Genomic DNA, 21424 nt, shown 5'->3' with positions numbered 1-21424 from the left:
AGCGGTAAAAGCGACCTGTGGCGACCGTGTTTTGCACGGTGGCGACTGTTACGTCGCGCTTTCAAAATGAACACTTACCTGTGGGAGCGAGCTTGCTCGCGATGGCGGTGGATCAGTCGACATAGATGCAACAGACAGACCGCTATCGCGAGCAAGCTCGCTCCCACAGGGTTACGCGTCAGGCTTTAGCGCTTGTAGTGTTTTTCACCCCAGGCCAGCAAGCCTTGCAGCAACTCCTTGAGCACCAACCGCGTCGGTTCCGCCAGATCCGGGCGATAGCGGAACGGCTCGAACTCTTCCATGTAGGTGCACTGCCCCAACTCCAGTTGCACCGCGTGGATGTTCTCGGCCGGATTACCGTAATGGCGGGTGATGTGCCCGCCCTTGAAGCGCCCGTTGAGTACGTGGGTGTAGTTGTCGTGAAGCGCGCAGATCGCTTCCAGTCGGGTCGCAAGCTGTGGATCGCAACTGGCGCCGTTGAAGGTGCCGAGGTTGAAGTCCGGCAACTTGCCGTCGAACAGGTGCGGGATGATCGAGCGGATCGAGTGCGCATCGAACAGCAGCGCATAGCCGAACTCGGCCTTCAGTCGCGCCAGTTCCTGCTGCAAGGTGCTGTGGTACGGCGTCCAGATCTGCTCCAGATAAGTCGCGCGCTCATCGGCAGAAGGCTCCAGCCCTTCGCGGAACAACGGAATGCCGTCGAACAGCGTCGCCGGGTACAGGCCGGTGGTCGCGCCCACGTACAAAGGCTTGTCGTCGGACGGTCGGTTAAGGTCGATGACGAACCGCGAGTACTCGGCCGCCAGGGTGCTTGCACCCAGTTCCGCGGCGAAGTCGTATAGCTGCGGGATGTGCCAGTCGGTGTCCGGCAGGCTTTTCGCGTCAGGGATCAATCCGGCTTCGACCGCAGGCGTCAGGCGCACACCGGCGTGGGGCATGCTGATCAGCAGCGGTACGTGGCCTTGTTTGAAGTTCAGAACCTTATCCACAACAGATCTCCTACAGACTTGATTCGACGCCGTGGCGCACGACGCGTTTTTCCAGGTCGCCGCCCAGCCAGTAACACAGGTCGGCCGGACGATCGATTTGCCAGGCGACAAAATCCGCGACCTTGCCGACCTCCAGCGAACCATGAGTATCGGCCATGCCCAGCGCGGTGGCGGCATGAATCGTCGCGCCGGCCAGGGCTTCTTCCGGGGTCATGCGGAAGCAGGTGCAAGCCATGTTCAGCATCAGGCGTAACGACAGCGCCGGCGAGGTGCCCGGGTTGAGGTCGCTGGCGATGGCGATTTTCACGCCGTGCTTGCGCAGGGCTTCCATCGGCGGCAATTGGGTTTCACGCAGGAAGTAAAAGGCGCCGGGCAACAGCACCGCGACCGTACCGGACTTGGCCATGGCGATGGCGTCGTCCTCGGTCATGAACTCCAGGTGATCGGCGGACAACGCGTGATAGCGCGCCGCCAGGCTCGAGCCATGCAGCGACGACAACTGCTCGGCGTGCAGCTTCACTGGCAGGCCCAGTGCCTGGGCGGTAATGAACACCCGCTCGACCTGCGCCGGGGAGAACGCCAGGTACTCGCAAAACGCATCCACGGCGTCGACCAGCCCTTCGGCAGCCAGGGCCGGGAGCATGTCGGCGCAGATGTGATCGATATAGTCGTCAGCGCGATCCTTGTACTCCGGCGGCAAGGCGTGAGCCGCCAGGCAGGTGCTGCGCACGCTGACCGGCAGTTCGGCGCCGAGGCGACGGGCCACACGCAGCATCTTGCGCTCGCTGGCCAGGTCCAGGCCGTAGCCGGACTTGATTTCGATACTGGTAACGCCATCACGCATCAGGCTTTTCAGGCGCTTGGCGGCACTGGCGAACAGTTCATCTTCGCTGGCTGCGCGGGTGGCGCGTACGGTGCTGGCGATACCGCCGCCACTGGCGGCGATTTCCGCGTAGCTGACGCCTTGCAGGCGCTGTTCGAATTCACCGCTGCGGTTACCGCCGAACACCGTGTGAGTGTGGCAGTCGATCAGGCCCGGCGTGACCCAAGCCCCGTTCAAATCATTGACGGCCGGGTACTCGCCCGCCGGCAACTCACCGCGCGGGCCGATCCACTCAATGTGCGCTCCTGACGTCACGATGGCCGCATCCTCGATGATCGAGTAGACGCCTTGTGCCATGGTTGCGACGTGACAGTGTTGCCAGAGAGTTTTCATCCTTGGCCTCCATTAGGTTATCGATGAGAAAAAGTAGGATCCTGCGTCACCAGGGCTGCCTGGCCCGCCGCCGGTTTCACCCACGTCAGGTAAGCCAGCACCAGCAACACGATCCAGACCACGCCGACGATCAGCGCTGCCTGGGTGTCCGGGAAATAGCCCAGCACGCCGAAAATGAACAGCATGAAGGCAATCGCCGCCGCCGGCGCATAAGGCCAGAGCGGTACCGGAAACTTCAGTTGTGCAACCTGCTCGGCGCTCATGGACCGGCGCATGGCCACTTGGGTCACCAGAATCATCAGCCAGACCCACACGGTGGCAAAGGTCGCGATGGAAGCGATCAGCAGGAACACGTTTTCCGGGATCAGGTAGTTCAGCAGCACGCCCAGCAACAACGCGGCACTCATCACCACGACCGTCATCCATGGCACGCCATTGCGCGACAGGCGCGCGAAGCCTTTGGGTGCATGCCCTTGCTGGGCCAGACCGAACATCATGCGGCCAGCGCCGAAGATGTCACTGTTGATCGCCGAAATCGCCGCCGTGATCACCACGATGTTGAGGATGGTGGCCGCCGAGCTGATCCCCAGCTTGTCGAAAATCTGCACGAACGGGCTGCCCTGGCTGCCGATCTGCTGCCATGGAAAGATCGACATCAGCACCAGCATCGTCAGCACATAGAACAGCAGGATCCGCAACGGTACAGCATTGATCGCCCGGGGCAGCACGTGCTGCGGGTCTTTGGCTTCACCTGCCGTTACGCCGATGATCTCAATACCGCCAAACGCAAACATCACCACCGCGAACGAAGCGATCAGACCGCCCATGCCATTGGGCATGAAACCGCCGTGGCTCCAGAGGTTGCTGATGTCGGTCGCTTGGCCGGGGGCCGAGCTGATGCCGAACCACATGATGCCGAAACCACCCAGGATCATCGCGACGATGGCGGCGACCTTGAGCAGCGACAACCAGAACTCCATTTCACCGAAGACTTTGACGTTGCACAGGTTCAGGCCGCCAACGATGGAAACGACACCCAGCACCCAGATCCAGCGGGAAACCTCCGGAAACCAGAAGCCCATGTAGATACCGAATGCAGTGACATCGGCCATGCCGACGATGACCATTTCGAATGCGTAGGTCCAACCGAGGATGAAGCCCGCCATCGGCCCCAGGTAGGTGCTGGCGTACTGGCCGAAAGAGCCGGCCACCGGGTTGTGCACCGCCATCTCACCGAGGGCGCGCATGACCATGAACACCGCCGCGCCACCGATCAGGTAAGCGAGCAGTACCGCAGGACCGGCCATTTGAATGGCCGAGGCAGATCCATAAAACAGCCCGGTGCCGATTGCCGACCCCAGCGCCATGAAGCGAATATGTCGGGCAGAGAGCCCGCGTTTCAAACCTTTTTCTGGCTGTTGCATTTCTCGTCCCTAATTATTGTTATCCGACGCAAAATCGAATCGCTGGCAAGCCAGCTCCTACAGGTTCAACGCAATCCATGTGGGAGCGGGCTTGCTCGCGAAGGGGCAATTACAGGCTAGGCAGCAACTTCGCCGAAACCAGCTCGTTCAGGCAACGCGAGGCCAACAGTTCAGACGCCGCATTGATGTCCGGCGCGAAGAAGCGGTCCTTCTCATAGAACGGCACTTCGTTACGCAGAATGGCACGGGCTTTTTCCAGTTTTGGCGAAGTCTTCAGACCATTGCGCAGGTCCAGGCCCTGGGCTGCCGCCAGCCATTCCACCGCGAGAATCCCACGGGTGTTCTCGGCCATTTCCCACAGGCGCTTGCCAGCCGCCGGAGCCATCGATACGTGGTCTTCCTGGTTGGCGGAAGTCGGCAGGCTGTCCACCGAATGCGGATGGGACAACGCCTTGTTCTCGCTGGCCAATGCCGCTGCAGTCACCTGGGCGATCATGAAGCCGGAGTTCACACCGCCGTTGGCCACCAGGAACGGCGGCAGTTGCGACATGTGCTTGTCCATCATCAGCGAGATACGGCGCTCGCTCAGGGAACCGATTTCAGCGATGGCCAATGCCATGTTGTCAGCGGCCATGGCCACCGGCTCGGCGTGGAAGTTGCCACCGGAGATCACGTCACCTTCAGCGGCGAAAACCAACGGGTTGTCGGAAACGGCGTTGGATTCGATCGCCAGTACTTCGGCCGCTTGACGGAACTGGGTCAGGCAGGCACCCATGACTTGTGGCTGGCAACGCAGGGAGTACGGGTCTTGTACCTTCTCGCAGTTTTCATGGGAGTCGGAGACTTCGCTGCGCTCGCCCAGCAGATCGCGATAAGCGGCGGCGGCGTCGATCTGGCCTTTCTGGCCACGGGCAGCATGGATACGGGCGTCGAACGGCGAACGCGAGCCCAGGACCGCTTCAACGGTCAGGCCGCCCAGTGCCAAGGCACCAGCAAACAGGTCTTCACCTTCGAACAGGCCACGCAGGGCAAATGCGGTGGACACCTGAGTGCCGTTGAGCAGCGCCAGGCCTTCTTTCGCGGCGAGGGTCAGCGGGGTCAGACCAGCAACTTTCAGCGCTTCGGTGGCTTCCATCCACTCGCCCTTGTAGCGAGCCTTGCCTTCACCCAGCAGCACCAGCGACATGTGGGCCAGAGGCGCCAGGTCACCGGAAGCACCGACCGAGCCTTTCAATGGAATGTGCGGGTAAACCTCGGCATTGATCAGGGCGATCAGCGCGTCGATCACCACACGACGGATGCCAGAGAAACCACGACTCAGGCTGTTGACCTTGAGCACCATGATCAGACGCACCAGCTCATCGCTGATCGGCTGGCCGACACCGGCGGCGTGGGACAGCACCAGCGAGCGCTGCAGGTTTTCCAGGTCTTCGCTGGCAATGCGGGTCGAGGCCAGCAGACCGAAACCGGTGTTGATACCGTAGGCGGTGCGGTTCTCGGCGAGGATCTGTTCCACGCAGGCAACGCTGGCTTCGATCTGGGCCGAGGCGCTGTTGTCGAGGGTCAGTTTCACCGGCTGCTGATAGACGTCACGCAGTTGGGCGAGGGTCAGTTGGCCGGGAATCAGATTTAGCGCAGTCATTTTTGTGCTCCTTTTGAGAGTTAGCTATTAACTAACCAGACGCTCCGGAGATGTCCGTTGTCCGTCGCTTCCCCCTTTTTGAGGGGGTGGCGCCTTGGCACGCTGGTTTTATAGGGAAATCAATTCAGATTCGGTAAGGTTTTTTGCAGCAAAACAGGGTCTTTCAGAACACTGGCAGCGGCGGCAATGTCTGGTGCCAGCCAACGGTCCTGGTCGTAGGCAGGAACTCGCTCACGCAGCAGACGCCAAGCGGTATCGGTGCCCGCACCAAAGCGTTGTTCCTTCAAGAACTCAAACGCCTGGGCCGCCAGCAAATACTCGATGGCGAGGATCTGCGTGCAGTTTTCCAGCGCGCGATGCAGCTTCAGTGCGGCGTTGGTGCCCAGGCTCAGGTGATCTTCCTGAAGACCGGAAGTGACGTAATTGTCGAGGACTGCCGGTTGCGCCAGTTGACGGTTCTCCGCGCACAGCGAAGCGGCCACGTATTGCACGATCATCATCCCGGAGTTCACGCCCGGGTTGGCCACCAGGAAAGCCGGCAGGCCGCTGACGTGCGGATTGATCAAACGGTCCAGACGACGCTCGGCGATGGAGCCGATTTCCGCCATGGCGATCGCCAGCAGGTCCGCCGCCATTGCCACGGACTGGCCATGAGGGTTGGCCTGGGACACCACGCGGTAATTGTCCGCGGTACCCAGCACCAGCGGGTTGTCGGTGGCGCCGTTGAGCTCGGTTTCGATCTGTTTGATCGCGTGCACCAGTTGATCGCGCGCAGCACCGTGCACCTGCGGGATCGAGCGAATGCTCAGGGCATCCTGGGTGCGAATGCCTTTGCTCTGGGCGATCACTTCGCTGCCGTCGAGCAAGGCCCGAAGGTTGATCCCGACCTGTTGCATGCCCGGGTGCGGCTTGAGCGCGATGATCTCCGCGTCGAACGCATCGATCTGCCCGCGCTGGGCTTCGAAGCTCATGGCGCCGATCACGTCGGCCCATTCCAGCAGGCGCGTGGCATCGGCAATCGCCAGGCAGCTCAGGCCGCTCATGCACGGCGTACCGTTTACCAGGCACAAACCGTCCTTGGCACCGAGCTTGACTGGTTGCAGACCTTCTTCGGCCAGCGCTTGCTGCGCGGAAACGATCTGCCCGCGATAGCTGACATTGCCCACGCCCAGCAGCGCGATGCCGATGTGCGCCATGTGAGTCAGATAACCCACCGAACCCTGGGACGGCACCTGCGGGGTGATGCCCCGGTTGAGCAGCGCCAGCAGCGCTTCGACGACCTGACGGTGCAAGCCGGATTTGCCGTGGCTGTAGTTGACGATGGCCGCGCACATGATCGAGCGGGTCTGCTCGTCAGTCAGCGGTGCACCCACGCCGCAAGCGTGGCTGAGCAAGGTGTTGCGCGACAACTGGCTGAGTTGTTCGTCCTGCAGCGAAACGTTGCACAGCGCGCCCAGGCCGGTGTTGATGCCGTAGGCACGTTCGCCGCTGGTGACGATGCGCTGGACGATGGCCTGTGCGTTTTCGATGCGCGCCCAGATCGGTGCCGAGAGTTCAAGCTGTGCGCCATGACGAGCAACGGCGACCACATCCTGCCAACTGACCTGCGACTCGGTGATAACGATTTTTTCAGCCTGGGACATCTTCAACCTCTGCGTACAAACCTGAATATTGATGCATCTTTACCGGCCTCATCGCGAGCAAGCTCGCTCCCACAGGTTTTGTGAACACCGGGGATCCACTGTGGGAGCGAGCTTGCTCGCGATGGGGCCAGCACAGCCGGCACAAACCTTTTAAACCACCGCCGCCCGACGCTGCACAAAGCGGTCGACATACTCATCCGCCGGCGAATGCAGGATCTCTCTTGGCGTGCCGACCTGGATCAGGCGGCCGTCCTTGAGAATCGCGATGCGGTTGCCGATGCGCACGGCCTCGTCGAGGTCGTGGGTGATGAAGACGATGGTCTTGTGCAGGGTCTTTTGCAGTTCCAGCAACTGGTCCTGCATCTCCGCGCGGATCAGCGGGTCGAGGGCGCTGAACGCTTCGTCCATCAGGATGATGTCAGTGTCCGCCGCCAGGGCGCGGGCCAAGCCCACACGCTGACGCATGCCGCCGGATAGCTGGTGCGGGTATTTGTTTTCGTAGCCCTTGAGGCCCACGGTGTTGATCCAGTGCAGCGCACGCTCAGCGCACATGGCTTTGCTTTCGCCACGGATTTTCAGGCCGTAGGCGACGTTGTCCAGCACGCTCTTGTGCGGCAACAGGCCAAAGCTCTGGAACACCATGCTGATCTTGCGCCGACGAAATTCGCGCAGGGCTTCCATGTCGTATTGCAGGATGTCCACGCCGTCCACCAGGATCGCGCCGCTGGTCGGGTCGATCAGGCGGTTGAAGTGGCGCACCAGGGTCGACTTGCCTGAGCCCGACAGGCCCATGATCACGAAGATCTCGCCGCTGCCGATGCTCAGCGACAGGTCGTTCACGCCGACCACGCAGCCGGTTTCGGCCAGAACCTGGTCCTTGGTCTTGCCCTGGCCGATCATGGCCAGCGCATCCTTGGAACGGTTGCCGAAAATCTTGAAGACGTTCTTGACTTCGATCTTGCTCACGGTTGCGTTGTTCATTTGCTCACCTCATGCCGTGCGCGACCATACGCCTGTGTAATGCGGTCGATCACCACAGCCAGAATCACGATCGCCAGACCGGCTTCAAGGCCACGCCCGACGTTGAGGGTCTGAATCCCCACCAGCACGTCTTCACCCAGGCCACGGGCACCGATCATCGAGGCGATCACCACCATCGACAGGGCCATCATGGTGGTCTGGTTGATCCCGGCCATGATGCTCGGCAGGGCCAGTGGCAGTTGCACGCCGAACAGTTGCTGCCAGCGGTTGGCACCGAAGGCGTTGATCGCTTCCATCACTTCGCCGTCGACCTGGCGAATGCCCAGATCGGTCAGACGGATCAGCGGTGGTGCGGCGTAGATCACCGTGGCGAAAATCGCCGGGACCTTGCCCAGGCCAAACAGCATCAGAACCGGGATCAGGTACACGAAGCTCGGCATGGTCTGCATGATGTCCAGCAACGGCATCAGCACCGAACGCAGGCGGTTGCTGCGCGCCGAGAGAATGCCCAGCGGAATGCCGATCAACACCGAAATGATCGTCGCCACCATCATCAGCGCCAGGGTCTGCATCAGCTTGTCCCAGAGGCCGACCGCCCCCACCAGGAACAGCAAACCAACGATGACGGCAGTGGTCACGACCTTGCGGGTCGCGTGCCAGGCCACACCGGCCACGATCGCCAGCATCAGCCACCAGGGTGCAGCACGCAGCAGGCCTTCAAGATTGACGATGGCCCACAGCAAGGTGTCGGAGATGCTGCGGAAAACGTCGCCGTAGTTGGTAACCAGCGAATCGACCCAACCGTTGACCCAGTCGGCGATGGAAAAGGTAAAGCTTTCGGGAAACATAAGAGACTCTCAATCAAGGGGTTGCGATCAAGCGTCCGACTGCCGTTGCCGACAGCCGGAGAAGCCCAACCTACAAGGCCGCGTCGATTTTCTTGGCTGCGTCTTCGCTCACCCATGCGTGCCAGACTTCAGGATGTTCCTTCAGGAAGATCTTGGCCAGTTTTGGTGATTCGATCCGCTCTTTGGTCATGCGCCCAAGGTTCTGGTTCAGCAGGTCGATTGGCACGTTGACCTTTTCCAGCACGGCCACCAGTTCAGGCGCTTCGTCGTGGAACGTCTTGGACAAGCCGACCTTGATGGTCACTGTCTTGTTCACGCCTGGTTTCTCTTCGAGTTTCACCGCGTCGATCTGGCCCATCAAAGGCGTTGGCGACCAGTAGTAGAACAGGATCGGCTCGCCACGCTTGTAGCTCGACAGCACAGCGGCATCCAGCGCCGGGCCGGTGCCTGGGCGGAAGTTGGTGTAGGTGCTTTCCAGGCCGTAGCTTTTCAGCATTTCGCTGTTGTCCAGCTCACAGGTCCAGCCGGCCGGGCAGTTGTAGAAACGGCCCTTGGAAGGCTCTTCGGCGTCCTTGAACACCGCCGAGTATTTGCCCAGGTCAGCAATGTTTTTCAGGTCCGGAGCCTTGGCTTCCAGCTTACGTTTGGCGTCGCCTTCGATCACGTAGCGCGGCACGTACCAGCCTTCGATCGCGCCAACAACCGGGGCGCCGACACCGACGACTTTGCCGGCCTTCTCAGCCTTGTTCCAGACTTCGCTGCGGCCGACCCACTCTTCGGCAAACACTTGAATGTCGTTGCTGCTCAGGGCGTTTTCCATGGTGATGGAGTTGCCCGGCAGGCTGTCGGTCTTGCAGTCGTAGCCTTTCTCCAACACGACTTGCATCACGTCGGTCAGCAGCATGGCGCTTTCCCAGTTCAAACCGGCGAACTTCACCGGTTTGCCCGACTCGCACCAACCCGCCGCCTGAGTGGCGCCGGCACTGGCCAGCAGGCCCATGGAAAGCAATGTGGTCAGCAGGGTCTTGTTCGATTTCATTGTAGTGACGCTCCTAATCATGAATTGGCTTACGGCAGTCAAGAGGCATCCAGCCCTGTCCACGTCCAATCAGGCCTGCGCCGCAGCGCGACCGACGTTCAGCTTTTGTTCGGTGATCGCGCCCTGCTCGACCGGCAGGATCAAACGATCAGGCACTGTGCCGTGCCATTTTTTTGCACACAGGTAATACAGGGCGGCGGGAAGCACCAGACCGATGACCCAGGAAATATCCACATCACCCAGGGCCGCCACCAGCGGACCGGTATAGAACTTAGTGGAGATGAACGGCAGCTGCACCAGCACACCGAACACATAGACGCTGATACCGAGGAGGTTCCAACGACCGTAGCGACCATTCGGATCGGCCAGAGCCGGTACGTCATAGCGCTCGCGAGTGATGCAGTAGTAGTCCACCAGATTGATCGCGCTCCAAGGGGTAAAGAACGCCAGCAAGAACAGGATGAAAGACTTGAACGCGCCGAGGAACGAGTGCTGACCGAGCAACGCCATCAGGGTCGCAGCACCGACGATGACCAGCACGAAGACCAGACGCTGCAAGTGCGTTACCTTCAGGTCGCCACGGAAACCGCTGATGATGGTCGCAATGCACATGAAGCTACCGTAGGAGTTCAGCGTGGAGATGGTGACCTTGCCGAACGCAATGCTGAAGTACAGCAGCGCAGCAGTGGCACCGGTACCGCCCAGACCAACGATGTAGGCCACTTCGTGACCGGCGAATTGCCCGTTGGCCGAAGCGGCAGCGAACACGCCGAGGACCATCGCCACCTGTGCGCCAATGACCGAACCCGCACCTGCGGCAAAAAAGGTTTTCACCGAGGAAATATTGCTCGGCAGGTAGCGTGAGTAGTCAGCCACGTAGGGGCCGAACGCGATCTGCCAGGACGCCGCGAGCGACACCGCCAGCAGGAAGCTGCTCCAGCTGAAGTGACGGATTTGCAGGAGAGCGCCGACGTCGGTCTGGCTCATCAGGCGCCAGAACAGATAAACGAAGGCAATCACACCGATGACGCTGGCAACTCGGCCGATCCAATGGATCACCCGATAACCGAGCACCGTAACCAGCACGATGACACTGGCAAAAATGAGGATACCGACGCTGTCGCTGACGCCAAACAACTGGCCCAGCGCCTGGCCGGATAACACGGTTCCCGTTGCGGTGAAGCCCAGGTACATCAGGCACACCAGCACGATCGGGATGGCCGCGCCGTACACGCCGAACTGTACCCGGCTGGAAATCATCTGTGGCAGGCCAAGCTTGGGGCCTTGCGCGGCATGCAGCGCCATTACGCCACCGCCGAGCAGTTGGCCGATCAACAGACCGATCAACGACCAGAACACATCACCGCCAAGCACCACCGCCAATGCACCAGTGACAATCGCGGTGATTTGCAGGTTGGCACCCATCCACAGGGTGAACTGGCTAAACAGACGACCGTGTCTTTCCGCTTCCGGGATGTAGTCGATCGAACGCTTCTCGATCAACGGTTTGTTGCCTGCACGTTCGCTGTTAACAGCCATGGTTCAACCTCTGTGGATTGTTCTAATAGTTCACTGAGCGTCGTTGTGATCTGCTTTTCTGTGGGAGCGAGCTTGCTCGCGATAGCAATCTGTCAGCCAGCACAAGTGTTGAATGTGCCGGCCTCATCGCGAGCAAGCTCGCTCCCACATAAAGCCGTACAGCGTTACTTGCCGGTAATCATCGGCAGGTTCAGCCCTTGTTCCTTGGCGCAGTCGATGGCGATCTGGTAACCGGCATCGGCGTGACGCATGACGCCAGTGGCCGGGTCGTTGTGCAGCACGCGAGCGATACGCTCGGCCGCTTCGTCAGTACCGTCGCAGACAATCACCATGCCCGAATGCTGGGAGAAGCCCATGCCAACGCCGCCGCCGTGGTGCAGGGATACCCAGGTCGCGCCGCTCGCGGTGTTGAGCAGAGCGTTGAGCAGTGGCCAGTCGGAAACGGCGTCGGAACCGTCCTGCATCGATTCGGTTTCGCGGTTCGGGCTCGATACCGAACCGGAGTCCAGGTGGTCGCGGCCGATCACGATTGGCGCGGACAACTCGCCGCTACGGACCATTTCGTTGAACGCCAGGCCCAGCTTGGCGCGCAGGCCCAGGCCAACCCAGCAGATACGTGCCGGCAGACCCTGGAAGCTGATGCGCTCGCGGGCCATGTCCAGCCAGTTGTGCAGGTGGGCGTCGTCCGGGATCAGTTCCTTGACCTTGGCGTCGGTCTTGTAGATGTCTTCAGCGTTGCCCGACAGTGCAGCCCAACGGAACGGGCCGATGCCACGGCAGAACAGCGGACGGATGTAGGCCGGTACGAAGCCCGGGAAGTCGAATGCGTTTTCCACGCCTTCTTCTTGCGCCATCTGACGGATGTTGTTGCCGTAGTCAAAGGTCGGGATGCCTTGCTTCTGGAAGTCGAGCATCGCTTTAACATGCACGGCCATCGATTGCTTGGCGGCCTTGATCACGGCAGCAGGTTCGGTCTTGGCGCGAGCGCGGTATTCGTCCCAGGTCCAGCCGGCTGGCAGGTAACCATTGAGCGGGTCGTGGGCGCTGGTCTGGTCGGTGACCATGTCCGGGCGTACGCCGCGCTTGACCAGTTCAGGCAGGATTTCAGCCGCGTTGCCCAGCAGCGCGATGGAAATCGCTTTGCCTTCGGCGGTGTATTTGGCGATGCGGGCCAGTGCGTCGTCGAGGTCTTTGGCTTGCTCGTCGACGTAGCGGCTTTTCAGACGGAAATCGATGCTGACCTGCTGGCATTCGATGTTCAGCGAGCAAGCGCCAGCCAGGGTTGCAGCCAGAGGCTGGGCGCCACCCATGCCGCCCAGGCCGGCGGTCAGTACCCACTTGCCTTTGAGGTCATCGTTGTAGTGTTGGCGACCGGCTTCGACGAAGGTTTCGTAGGTGCCCTGGACGATGCCCTGGCTGCCGATGTAGATCCAGCTGCCGGCGGTCATCTGGCCGTACATGGCCAGGCCTTTGGCGTCCAGTTCGTTGAAGTGTTCCCAGCTCGCCCAGTGAGGAACCAGGTTGGAGTTGGCGATCAGTACGCGCGGGGCGTTGCTGTGGGTCTTGAACACGCCGACCGGCTTGCCGGATTGCACCAGCAGGGTCTCGTCGTCGTTCAGGTTGGTCAGGCTTTCGACGATCTTGTCGTAGCATTCCCAGTTACGTGCAGCGCGACCGATACCACCGTAAACCACCAGCTCTTTAGGGTTCTCGGCGACTTCCGGGTCGAGGTTGTTCATCAGCATGCGCAGCGGCGCTTCAGTCAGCCAGCTCTTGGCGGTCAGCTTGTTACCGCGTGCGGCACGGATTTCGACGTCGCGAAACTTGGTACGTTTATTCTCGGTCACGAAAAGAACTCCTCAGCAATCAATCCAAACCAACCCAGGCAGTGGGCGAGCAAGCCAATGGGCATCAGTGCACACCGGCGAATCAGTGGACGATGGTTGAGTCTTCGTGACTCATACGCATACGTCTTTACTTGTACATACAAGCATATGCAATCAAGCGGCCAACTTGTTGGATGAGCATTCAAGAAAAGTTCGGAAACAGCTGGAGAGCCCTTGGAACAAGGGTTTTGGCGTAGATGAAATTTTTCGAGGGGATTTTTTGGAGGATAGGCGGATTGTTACTTGAGCGTGGTTTTGCGCCACGCTGGGGCATTCGGTAACAAGTTGGTGCGCGGACGGAAACGGTCTGAGGGGTAGCACAACATCGCGGGCAAACATGGCCCCTGCAGGAGCCGAGCTTGCTCGCGATGGTCGTGAACGATAACGCGTAGAACCAGATGCCCAGCGGCGAATTTGGGTTATTCGCGAGCGAGCTCCTACAGGGATGGTGTATCAGCGTGCGACGAGTTCGATCACGCAGCAGGCGCCATTGCTGGAGACTTCCAGCAATCCGGTGTTACCGACCAGTTGCAGGCAATCGTGGCGACCCAGTTGCGAAGCGCTGGTACCGACCTTCACTTCAAGCGCATCGCTGATACTGAAGACCAGCACAGTCCCCGCCTCACTGAAAAACCGCTGCTCGCCCGACAACCACTGCAACCGCGCGGCGTAACGCTGCGGTGCGTAAATGAGGTTGAAATCGCGAATCGCACCGCCGAGCAATGTGCAGGAAACCTTGCTTTCACCGCTGAAGGCAAATGGGTCCAGCGGTAACAGTGGCCGAGTATCCTGGCCATCCACCGTCAGGCTCATGCCGTCGCCCTGCAAAACAGTGATCACTCGCTCGTAACCGGCGAAGGTGGAAAACCCGCCCGATTCGCCAATGTCGGCAATCGACAGGCGCCAGCCAAAGCCATCCAGACCGGTGCCGGCATCGCGGGTGATTTCTTCGGTACTGCCGCCGCCGTTCTTCCACGGCATGCGCGGGTAATCTTTGGCGCGTAAAACCTTTAACTGATTCATTTATGGAACCGACCTTCCAGACGATGACGGGAACCGGGGTGGATCAAGCGAGCGGCGGTCACCGGCTGACGGCCGGACCAGGTGCGGCGACGGATCAGCAGGCACGGCTCGCCTTTTTCAATCTGCAGCAATTTGCATTCGGACGACTCGGCCAGGATCGCCTCGACCACGTGCTCGCCTTCGGTCAGCGGCGCGACCTGGTTCAGGTAGGCGTAGGGCGTTTGCAGGGTGAAGTCCTGCTTGAGGTAGTCCGGCGCCACCAGTGCATTGACGAAACGATCTTCGATTTGCACCGGAATATCGTTTTCGAAATGCACGATCAGCGAGTGGAACACCTTCTGCCCTTCGCGCATGTCCAGGGCCAGGGCGCGCTCGGAGCCGGCGGCCTCTTCTTCAAGGGTGATGACCTTGCAGGTGTGGCGATGACCGCGAGAGGCGATTTCATCGGCGATGTTGTGCACTTCGAACAAGGCAGACTGGCTTTTCGGCTCGGCGACGAACGTGCCGACGCCTTGCATGCGCACCAGCAGGCCATCGGCGGTCATCTCGCGCAGGGCGCGGTTGATGGTCATGCGGCTGAAACCCAACTGGCTGACCAGCTCGCTTTCCGACGGAACGCGGTAGTGCGGCGGCCAGTTTCCACTGTCGATTTGCTGGGTGATCATTTGTTTGACGCGGGCGTACAGGGGCGCCGGACTGTCGCCCATGTTCGCGGCCAACGGAGAGACTGGAGGCGGAGTCGGCACGGTTAATCCTTGGTCGTTTAGTAGATGTCGCTAGCTTGCCGGAGTTTACCGGGCAGGCAAACGTCTGTATATGTATATACAAATAACACACGATGGGGTGCTGAACCATGTCCGCCTTCTTTGCCGAACGCGCGCTGCTGCCTAGTGGATGGGCCAACAATGTACGTCTTGAGGTCAGCGCCGACGGCGTTTTGACCCATATCCAGGCCGATTCCCATGCAGATGGCGCCGAGCGGTTGAGCGGTCCGCTGCTGCCTGGCATGCCGAACCTGCACTCCCACGCCTTCCAGCGGGCCATGGCCGGGCTGGCGGAAGTGGCGGGAAATCCGAACGACAGTTTCTGGACCTGGCGCGACCTGATGTATCGCCTCGTCGGAAAAATCAGCCCGGAACAACTCGGCGTCATCGCCCGTCAGCTGTACATCGAAATGCTCAAGGCCGGTTACACATCGGTGGCGGAATTTCATTACGTACACCATGACATCAGTGGCCAGCCTTACGCGGACCCGGCCGAACTGGCCCTGCGTATCAGCCAGGCTGCAGGTTCCGCGGGTATCGGTCTGACCCTGCTGCCGGTGCTCTACAGCCACTCCGGTTTCGGCGGCCAGACTCCGAACGAAGGTCAGCGTCGCTTCATCAACAGCACCGAAAATTACCTCAAGCTGCAATCGCGCCTGCAACCGCTCCTGGCGCAGCAGCCGGCGCAGGCCCTGGGCCTGTGTTTTCACTCGCTGCGCGCGGTCACGCCGCAACAGATCAGCGAAGTGCTGGCCGCCAGCGACAAACAATGCCCGGTGCACATCCACATTGCCGAGCAGCAGAAAGAAGTCGACGACTGCCTGACCTGGAGCGGTCGTCGTCCGCTGCAATGGCTGTACGAAAACGTCGAAGTCGACCAGCGCTGGTGCCTGGTCCACGCGACCCACGCCAACCCGGAAGAAGTCACGTCGATGGCCAGGAGCCGCGCCATCGCCGGCCTGTGCCTGACCACCGAAGCCAACCTTGGCGACGGGATTTTCCCGGCGGTGGATTTCCTCGCCCAGGGCGGCCGCATGGGCATCGGTTCCGACAGTCACGTGTCATTGAGCGTGGTGGAAGAATTGCGCTGGCTGGAATACGGCCAGCGTCTGCGTGATCAGCGGCGTAATCGTTTGTACGGCGCGGATCAGCCAATGGTCGGCCGCACGCTGTTTGATGCCGCGCTGGATGGTGGTGCCCAGGCGCTGGGTCAGCCGATTGGCGCCCTGGAAGTCGGCAAGCGCGCCGACTGGCTAGTGCTCGATGGCAATGACCCGTATCTGGCAACGGCGAGCGGCGACGGAATTCTCAACCGCTGGTTGTTTGCCGGCGGCGATCGCCAGGTGCGGGATGTGTTGGTCAATGGCCAGTGGGTAGTGCGTGACGGGCGGCATGCCGACGAGGAAGAAAGCAGCCGCGCCTTCACTCAAGTCCTGCGCGAACTCCTGGGCTGACACAAAACAACTGTGGGAGCGAGCTTGCTCGCGATAGGGCCATCAGATTCAACATTGATGTTGTCTGACAGTCCGCTATCGCGAGCAAGCTCGCTCCCACAGTGTTATCTGTAATCAGTTGGACGTCTCGGCCATCTGCTTTTCCGAGGCCCGCCAGATCAGCCGCGTGGTGTCGTACCCCTGCTGACGTGCCTTGCTCAGCAACTCCTCACGCACCACACCGTTCACGGTCGGCGTGCGCGACAACAGCCACAGATACTTGCGGCTCGGGTCACCGACGATGGCGGTCTTGTAGTCATCGCTGACGTACAGCACCCAGTATTCGCCCTTCGCCGAACCCGGGATCAGCCTGGAAAACCAGGTATCGAACTCGACCCACAGCTTGTCGCTCTTGCCGGGCACCTGTGGATAAGCCGTGCCCTTGACCTCTTCCCATTGCCACTGTGCCGTCAGGCAGCGGTTCAGCACTGCGAGGTTGCCGTCGGGCTTGAGCGTGTAATGGGCTTCGGACTGCGCGCAGTCGCGCTGGAAGTACATCGGCATACGAGCCAGCTCGTACCAGGTGCCCTGGTAGCGCTTGAGGTTGACGCTATTGACCGTCTTGGGGGCCAATGGGTCCTGGCCAGACGTGGCACAGCCGGCCAACACCAGGCCGGCAAAAAGGATGATCAATAACCGCTTCATTATTTTTCTCCCGTGGGCGATCGCCCCGGTTTACTTCAGGCCTTGGCCGGAAAACATCAGCACTTTGTCACCGGCAAACTGCACGCTGATAAAGCTGTTCTTGTCGCCCCAGGTGCAGCTGGACATGCCGAGCGCGCCTGAACAATCGGCGGGTTTGCCCAACAGGGTCTCCACATCGGCCTTGGCCATGCCGGCGGAGAGCTTCGAGTAGTTTTCCTGATTGACCTTGCTGCAGGCAGCGAGCAATACGCAGAATGAAAGCAGGGCGATGGAACGCAACGACATGGTGAAACTCCGGGGGCGTAGGGGATTGGCATGGCTGCCAAGCTGAAGCTTAGAAGAGAAAACCCCTGTCAGGTTCCCTGCCCGGCAGGCTATTTATCGGGCCACTCGTCTACCTTTTGCCGAAAATCAGCCACTTTGCCTGTTTACCGGGCATTTCGTCGTTTTTCAGAGAATTCGCCTAATCTTTGGCGCCGCTCAGTCGACATAAATGCAACGCAAAGCCACGTCAGTGGCATTTGCTCCCCCATTTTGTAGAACAGCCCCTCTGCGGTAGCTCACCCATGACCAGAAACATGAAGTTCAGCCACAAGATATTGCTGGCTGCCGCCCTCGTGGTGGCCGTCGCATTCGCTTGTTTCATCCTGTTCAACGACTATCGCCAACGCGAAACCTTGCGCAACAGTACCGAAGCCTCGATGCAGGAACTCGGCAGCCTGACCACCAGCAACATCCAGACCTGGCTGGAAAGCCGCATGCAATTGCTGCAGTCGATGGCCCAACAGATCAACGCCGACGGCAAAGCTCCCGCTGGCCTGAAACGAATCATCGACCTGCCCGCCTACACCGGCAACTTCCAGCTGAGTTACTTCGGTGGCGCCGACGGCGTGATGTTCTCGGTCCCGGCGGGCAACCGCGCGGCGGACTACGATCCGCGCGCCCGTGGCTGGTACAAGGCGGCCAATAGTGCGCAACAGACCATCGTCACCGAACCCTACATCGCCGCCTCCTCCGGCAAGCTGGTGATCACAGTCGCCACCCCGGTGCAGCACCTGGGCCAGATGATCGGTGTCGCCGGCGCCGACATCGACCTGTCCAGCGTCAGCGCGATCATCAACTCGCTGAACTTCGGCGGTCACGGCCATGCGTTCATCGTCGGTGCCGACGGCAAGATCCTGATTCACCCGGACAGTAAGCTGGTGCTCAAGAACCTGACCGAGGCCTACCCCAACGGTGCGCCGAAAGTCAGCCCGGGCATGAAGGAAGTCGAGATCGACGGCAAGCGTCAGTTCATCTCTTTCACCCACGTCAACGGCGTGCCATCGGCGGACTGGTACGTAGCGCTGGTGCTCGACCAGGAAACCGCGTTCTCGATGCTCAGCGAATTCCGCACCTCGGCGATCATCGCCATGGTCATTGCGGTGGTGATCATCATCGCCCTGCTGGGCATGCTGATCAGCCTGTTGATGCAACCGTTGCTGACCATGGGTCGCGCCATGCATGACATCGCCGAAGGCGAAGGTGACTTGACCAAACGCCTGACCATTCACGGCCACGACGAATTCGGCGCGCTGGGGCTGTCGTTCAACCGTTTCGTCGAACGCATCCATACCTCGATCATCGAAGTATCCTCGGCCACCGGCCAAGTCAACGAAGTGGCGCTGCGGGTAGTCGCCGCCTCGAACTCGTCGATGTTCAACTCCGACCAGCAAGCCTCGCGCACCAGCAGCGTGGCCGCCGCGATCAACCAGCTCGGTGCCGCCGCCCAGGAAATCGCCCAGAACGCCGCCCTCGCCTCGCAACATTCCAGCGATGCCCGCAGCCTGGCCGAAGACGGTCAACAGGTGGTGGATAAAACCATCGCGGCGATGCAGCAACTGTCGGCCAAGATCAGCGACTCGTGCGGCAACATCGAGACCCTCAACAGCAACACGGTCAACATCGGGCAGATCCTGGAAGTGATCACCAGCATCTCCCAGCAGACCAACTTGCTGGCACTCAACGCCGCCATTGAAGCGGCCCGCGCTGGCGAGGCCGGCCGTGGTTTTGCCGTGGTGGCCGATGAGGTGCGCAACCTCGCTCACCGCACCCAGGACTCGGCGCAGCAAGTGCAGACGATGATCGAAGAGCTGCAAGTCGGTGCCCGGGCAGCGGTGGGCATCATGACCGACAGCCAGCGCCAGAGCGAAAACAGCGTCGGCATCGCCAACCAGGCGGGTGAACGCTTGGGCAGCGTGACCCAGCGCATCGGGGAGATCGATGGCATGAACCAATCGGTGGCCACCGCGACCGAGGAACAGACCGCCGTGGTGGAGTCGATCAACGTCGACATCACCGAAATCAACACGCTGAATCAGGAAGGTGTGGAGAACCTGCAGTCGACCTTGCGTGCGTGTGCCGATCTAGAGCAGCAGGCGGCGCGGTTGAAGCAGCTGGTGGGTAGTTTCAGGATCTGAGGCAACCTCACCGGCCTCATCGCGAGCAAGCTCGCTCCCACAGTAGATCTCCAGTGCAACTAAGATCCCTGTGGGAGCGAGCTTGCTCGCGATGACGGCGTCAGCTACAACGAAAAATCAGAACCGAGAGCCCGGCTTCGACAAAAACTCGAGTTCCTCGGCCGTCGACTCCCGCCCCAACACCGCATTGCGATGGGGAAACCGCCCAAACTGCGCAATCACCCTCTGATGCCGCTCGGCGTAATCCAGGTAATCGGCAAACAGCGTTCGGTCACCCTCAGGCTGCTGCGCCATCAGTTTGATGTAGCGCGAGACGCCTTCGTTCTGCACCGCGAGGTTTTCGCTGTGCTCGAACACCAGATAGATGAACACCCGCTGAATCGGCTGCAACTGGCGATCGAAATCCGCCGCAATACCTTGGGCTACCAATTTCTGTGCGCGGGAATCGCCGGAGAATGCTTTGGGAGTGTCGCGAAAGATCATTCGCGGGATTTGATCGAGCAGCAGCACCAGGGCCAGCCAACCTTCGGGACATTGCATCCACTCGGTCAATCCGCCGGCCAGTGCCTGCTCGGCCTGGCCCCCGAAACGCTCACGCGCTTCGAGGTCCTGGCTGTCGCGCTTGCCAAACCACAACTTGCCCTTCTGCGCTGCCACTTCCTTCGCTGACCCGAAACTTCCGAACCACCAATCAAGCAACGGCTGCCAGGGCGCGGTCATGGTTTATTCCTTGTGGTAAGCCGTGACGCGGGCAACTTCTTCTTTCGAACCGAGGAACACCGCAACACGCTGGTGCAGGCCTTCCGGCTGGATGTCGAGGATGCGCTGGTGGCCGTCGGTGGACGCGCCGCCTGCCTGTTCCACCAGGAACGACATCGGATTGGCTTCGTACATCAGGCGCAGTTTGCCCGGCTTCGACGGCTCGCGGCTGTCGCGCGGGTACATGAACAGACCGCCACGGGTCAGGATGCGGTGCACGTCAGCCACCATCGCGGCAACCCAGCGCATGTTGTAGTTCTTTTTCAGCGGGCCTTCATCGCCGGCCAGCAATTCGCTGACGTAGCGCTGTACCGGTGCTTCCCAGTGACGCTGGTTGGAAGCGTTGATGGCGAATTCCTGGGTGGTTTCAGGAATGGTGATGTTTTCGTGGGTCAGTACGAAACTGCCCATCTCACGGTCCAGGGTGAAACCTTTCACGCCGTCGCCCAGGGTCAGGATCAGCATGGTCTGCGGGCCGTAGATCGCGTAACCGGCGGCCACTTGCTGGGTGCCTGGCTGCAGGAAAGCCTTTTCATTCAAGGGCTCGTTCTGGCTCAGGTATTCGTTCGGGCAACGCAGTACCGAGAAGATGGTGCCGACCGGGGCGTTGATGTCGATGTTCGACGAACCGTCCAGCGGGTCAAATACCAGCAGGTACGCGCCTTTCGGGTATTTGCCCGGAATCTGGTAGGCATTGTCCATTTCTTCGGACGCCATGCCGGCCAGGTGACCGCCCCATTCGTTGGCTTCGAGCAGGATCTCGTTGGAGATCACGTCGAGCTTTTTCTGCACTTCGCCCTGGACGTTTTCAGTGCCCATGCTGCCCAGAACGCCACCCAGGGCGCCTTTGGACACGGCGTGGTTGATCTCCTTGCAGGCACGCGCCACCACTTCGATCAGGAAGCGCAGATCGGCAGGAGTGTTGTTGCTGCGGGTCTGCTCAATCAAATAGCGACTCAAGGTAACGCGGGACATGGAAGGCTCCGGTGGAATGGGGGGGCTAAAAACCCGCGCAGTTTAACGCGAGTCGGGGCGCATTTCCTCCTATCAGACGTGATCGGCCAAAGAGAGTTC

Annotated in this window: 18 protein-coding genes and 1 pseudogene; 3 read left to right on the top strand and 16 right to left on the bottom strand. The window is 60.6% G+C overall.

Annotated elements, in window-relative coordinates:
* Positions 1 to 185: 185 nt before the first annotated feature.
* The 12 genes from hutG to hutC form a co-directional block, all read right to left on the bottom strand.
* Positions 186 to 989, bottom strand: coding sequence for an N-formylglutamate deformylase (gene hutG, locus AC1RP7_RS07205; protein ID WP_154861203.1), 804 nt, complete (start codon positions 987 to 989; stop codon positions 186 to 188).
* 10 nt (positions 990 to 999) lie between these two features.
* Positions 1000 to 2205, bottom strand: a complete 1206-nt coding sequence (gene hutI, locus AC1RP7_RS07200) for an imidazolonepropionase (protein WP_154861204.1) — start codon at positions 2203 to 2205, stop codon at positions 1000 to 1002.
* Between the two features lie 17 nt (positions 2206 to 2222).
* Entirely contained in the window at positions 2223 to 3629 is a 1407-nt protein-coding gene (locus tag AC1RP7_RS07195; RefSeq protein ID WP_008002958.1) for an amino acid permease, read from the bottom strand.
* Positions 3630 to 3738: 109 nt separating this feature from the next.
* A complete protein-coding gene (hutH, locus tag AC1RP7_RS07190) occupies positions 3739 to 5271 on the bottom strand; it encodes a histidine ammonia-lyase (protein ID WP_090452629.1) in 1533 nt (510 codons plus the stop codon).
* A 119-nt stretch (positions 5272 to 5390) separates the two neighbouring features.
* Positions 5391 to 6914: a histidine ammonia-lyase gene (hutH, locus tag AC1RP7_RS07185; RefSeq protein WP_090452628.1), complete on the bottom strand. Its 1524-nt coding sequence runs from the start codon at positions 6912 to 6914 to the stop codon at positions 5391 to 5393.
* Positions 6915 to 7064: 150 nt separating this feature from the next.
* On the bottom strand, positions 7065 to 7895 hold the full coding sequence (locus AC1RP7_RS07180; protein ID WP_052961897.1) for a quaternary amine ABC transporter ATP-binding protein: 831 nt from the start codon (positions 7893 to 7895) through the stop codon (positions 7065 to 7067).
* Entirely contained in the window at positions 7892 to 8743 is an 852-nt protein-coding gene (locus AC1RP7_RS07175; RefSeq protein ID WP_057712387.1) for an ABC transporter permease, read from the bottom strand. Before AC1RP7_RS07175 ends, AC1RP7_RS07180 begins: the two co-directional genes overlap by 4 nt.
* A gap of 70 nt (positions 8744 to 8813) precedes the next feature.
* Positions 8814 to 9782, bottom strand: coding sequence for an ABC transporter substrate-binding protein (locus AC1RP7_RS07170; RefSeq protein ID WP_218495268.1), 969 nt, complete (start codon positions 9780 to 9782; stop codon positions 8814 to 8816).
* A 69-nt stretch (positions 9783 to 9851) separates the two neighbouring features.
* Complete coding sequence (locus AC1RP7_RS07165) at positions 9852 to 11321, bottom strand: purine-cytosine permease family protein (protein WP_057712389.1); 1470 nt, start codon at positions 11319 to 11321, stop codon at positions 9852 to 9854.
* Positions 11322 to 11485: 164 nt separating this feature from the next.
* On the bottom strand, positions 11486 to 13168 hold the full coding sequence (hutU, locus tag AC1RP7_RS07160) for a urocanate hydratase (protein WP_349734694.1): 1683 nt from the start codon (positions 13166 to 13168) through the stop codon (positions 11486 to 11488).
* Positions 13169 to 13660: 492 nt separating this feature from the next.
* Positions 13661 to 14230, bottom strand: a complete 570-nt coding sequence (locus tag AC1RP7_RS07155; RefSeq protein WP_090452625.1) for a HutD/Ves family protein — start codon at positions 14228 to 14230, stop codon at positions 13661 to 13663.
* On the bottom strand, positions 14227 to 14937 hold the full coding sequence (gene hutC, locus AC1RP7_RS07150) for a histidine utilization transcriptional repressor HutC (protein WP_173677901.1): 711 nt from the start codon (positions 14935 to 14937) through the stop codon (positions 14227 to 14229). The genes AC1RP7_RS07155 and hutC overlap by 4 nt, the downstream gene beginning before the upstream one ends.
* A gap of 146 nt (positions 14938 to 15083) precedes the next feature.
* On the opposite strand from hutC, the gene AC1RP7_RS07145 reads away from it, so the two are divergent.
* Complete coding sequence (locus AC1RP7_RS07145) at positions 15084 to 16448, top strand: formimidoylglutamate deiminase (RefSeq protein ID WP_493181521.1); 1365 nt, start codon at positions 15084 to 15086, stop codon at positions 16446 to 16448.
* Between the two features lie 114 nt (positions 16449 to 16562).
* Here the strand turns inward: AC1RP7_RS07145 and AC1RP7_RS07140 are convergent, their stop codons facing one another.
* Positions 16563 to 17132, bottom strand: a complete 570-nt coding sequence (locus AC1RP7_RS07140) for a lipocalin family protein (protein ID WP_057712393.1) — start codon at positions 17130 to 17132, stop codon at positions 16563 to 16565.
* Positions 17133 to 17162: 30 nt separating this feature from the next.
* A complete protein-coding gene (locus AC1RP7_RS07135; RefSeq protein WP_007975531.1) occupies positions 17163 to 17417 on the bottom strand; it encodes a hypothetical protein in 255 nt (84 codons plus the stop codon).
* 281 nt (positions 17418 to 17698) lie between these two features.
* Between AC1RP7_RS07135 and AC1RP7_RS07130 the strand changes: the two are divergent.
* Both AC1RP7_RS07130 and AC1RP7_RS07125 read left to right on the top strand, forming a co-directional pair.
* Positions 17699 to 18733: pseudogene (locus AC1RP7_RS07130) on the top strand (HAMP domain-containing protein); the annotation flags it as partial.
* Positions 18734 to 18826: 93 nt separating this feature from the next.
* Complete coding sequence (locus AC1RP7_RS07125) at positions 18827 to 19591, top strand: methyl-accepting chemotaxis protein (RefSeq protein ID WP_493181618.1); 765 nt, start codon at positions 18827 to 18829, stop codon at positions 19589 to 19591.
* Between the two features lie 117 nt (positions 19592 to 19708).
* Here the strand turns inward: AC1RP7_RS07125 and AC1RP7_RS07120 are convergent, their stop codons facing one another.
* Positions 19709 to 20311: a DUF924 family protein gene (locus AC1RP7_RS07120; RefSeq protein WP_493181520.1), complete on the bottom strand. Its 603-nt coding sequence runs from the start codon at positions 20309 to 20311 to the stop codon at positions 19709 to 19711.
* Positions 20312 to 20314: 3 nt separating this feature from the next.
* Entirely contained in the window at positions 20315 to 21325 is a 1011-nt protein-coding gene (locus AC1RP7_RS07115; RefSeq protein WP_150811990.1) for a class 1 fructose-bisphosphatase, read from the bottom strand.
* Positions 21326 to 21424: the final 99 nt, after the last annotated feature.

The sequence above is a fragment of the Pseudomonas sp. GW822-FHT01E03 genome, assembly GCF_058802985.1.
This window is presented reverse-complemented; position numbering and strand designations above follow the sequence as displayed.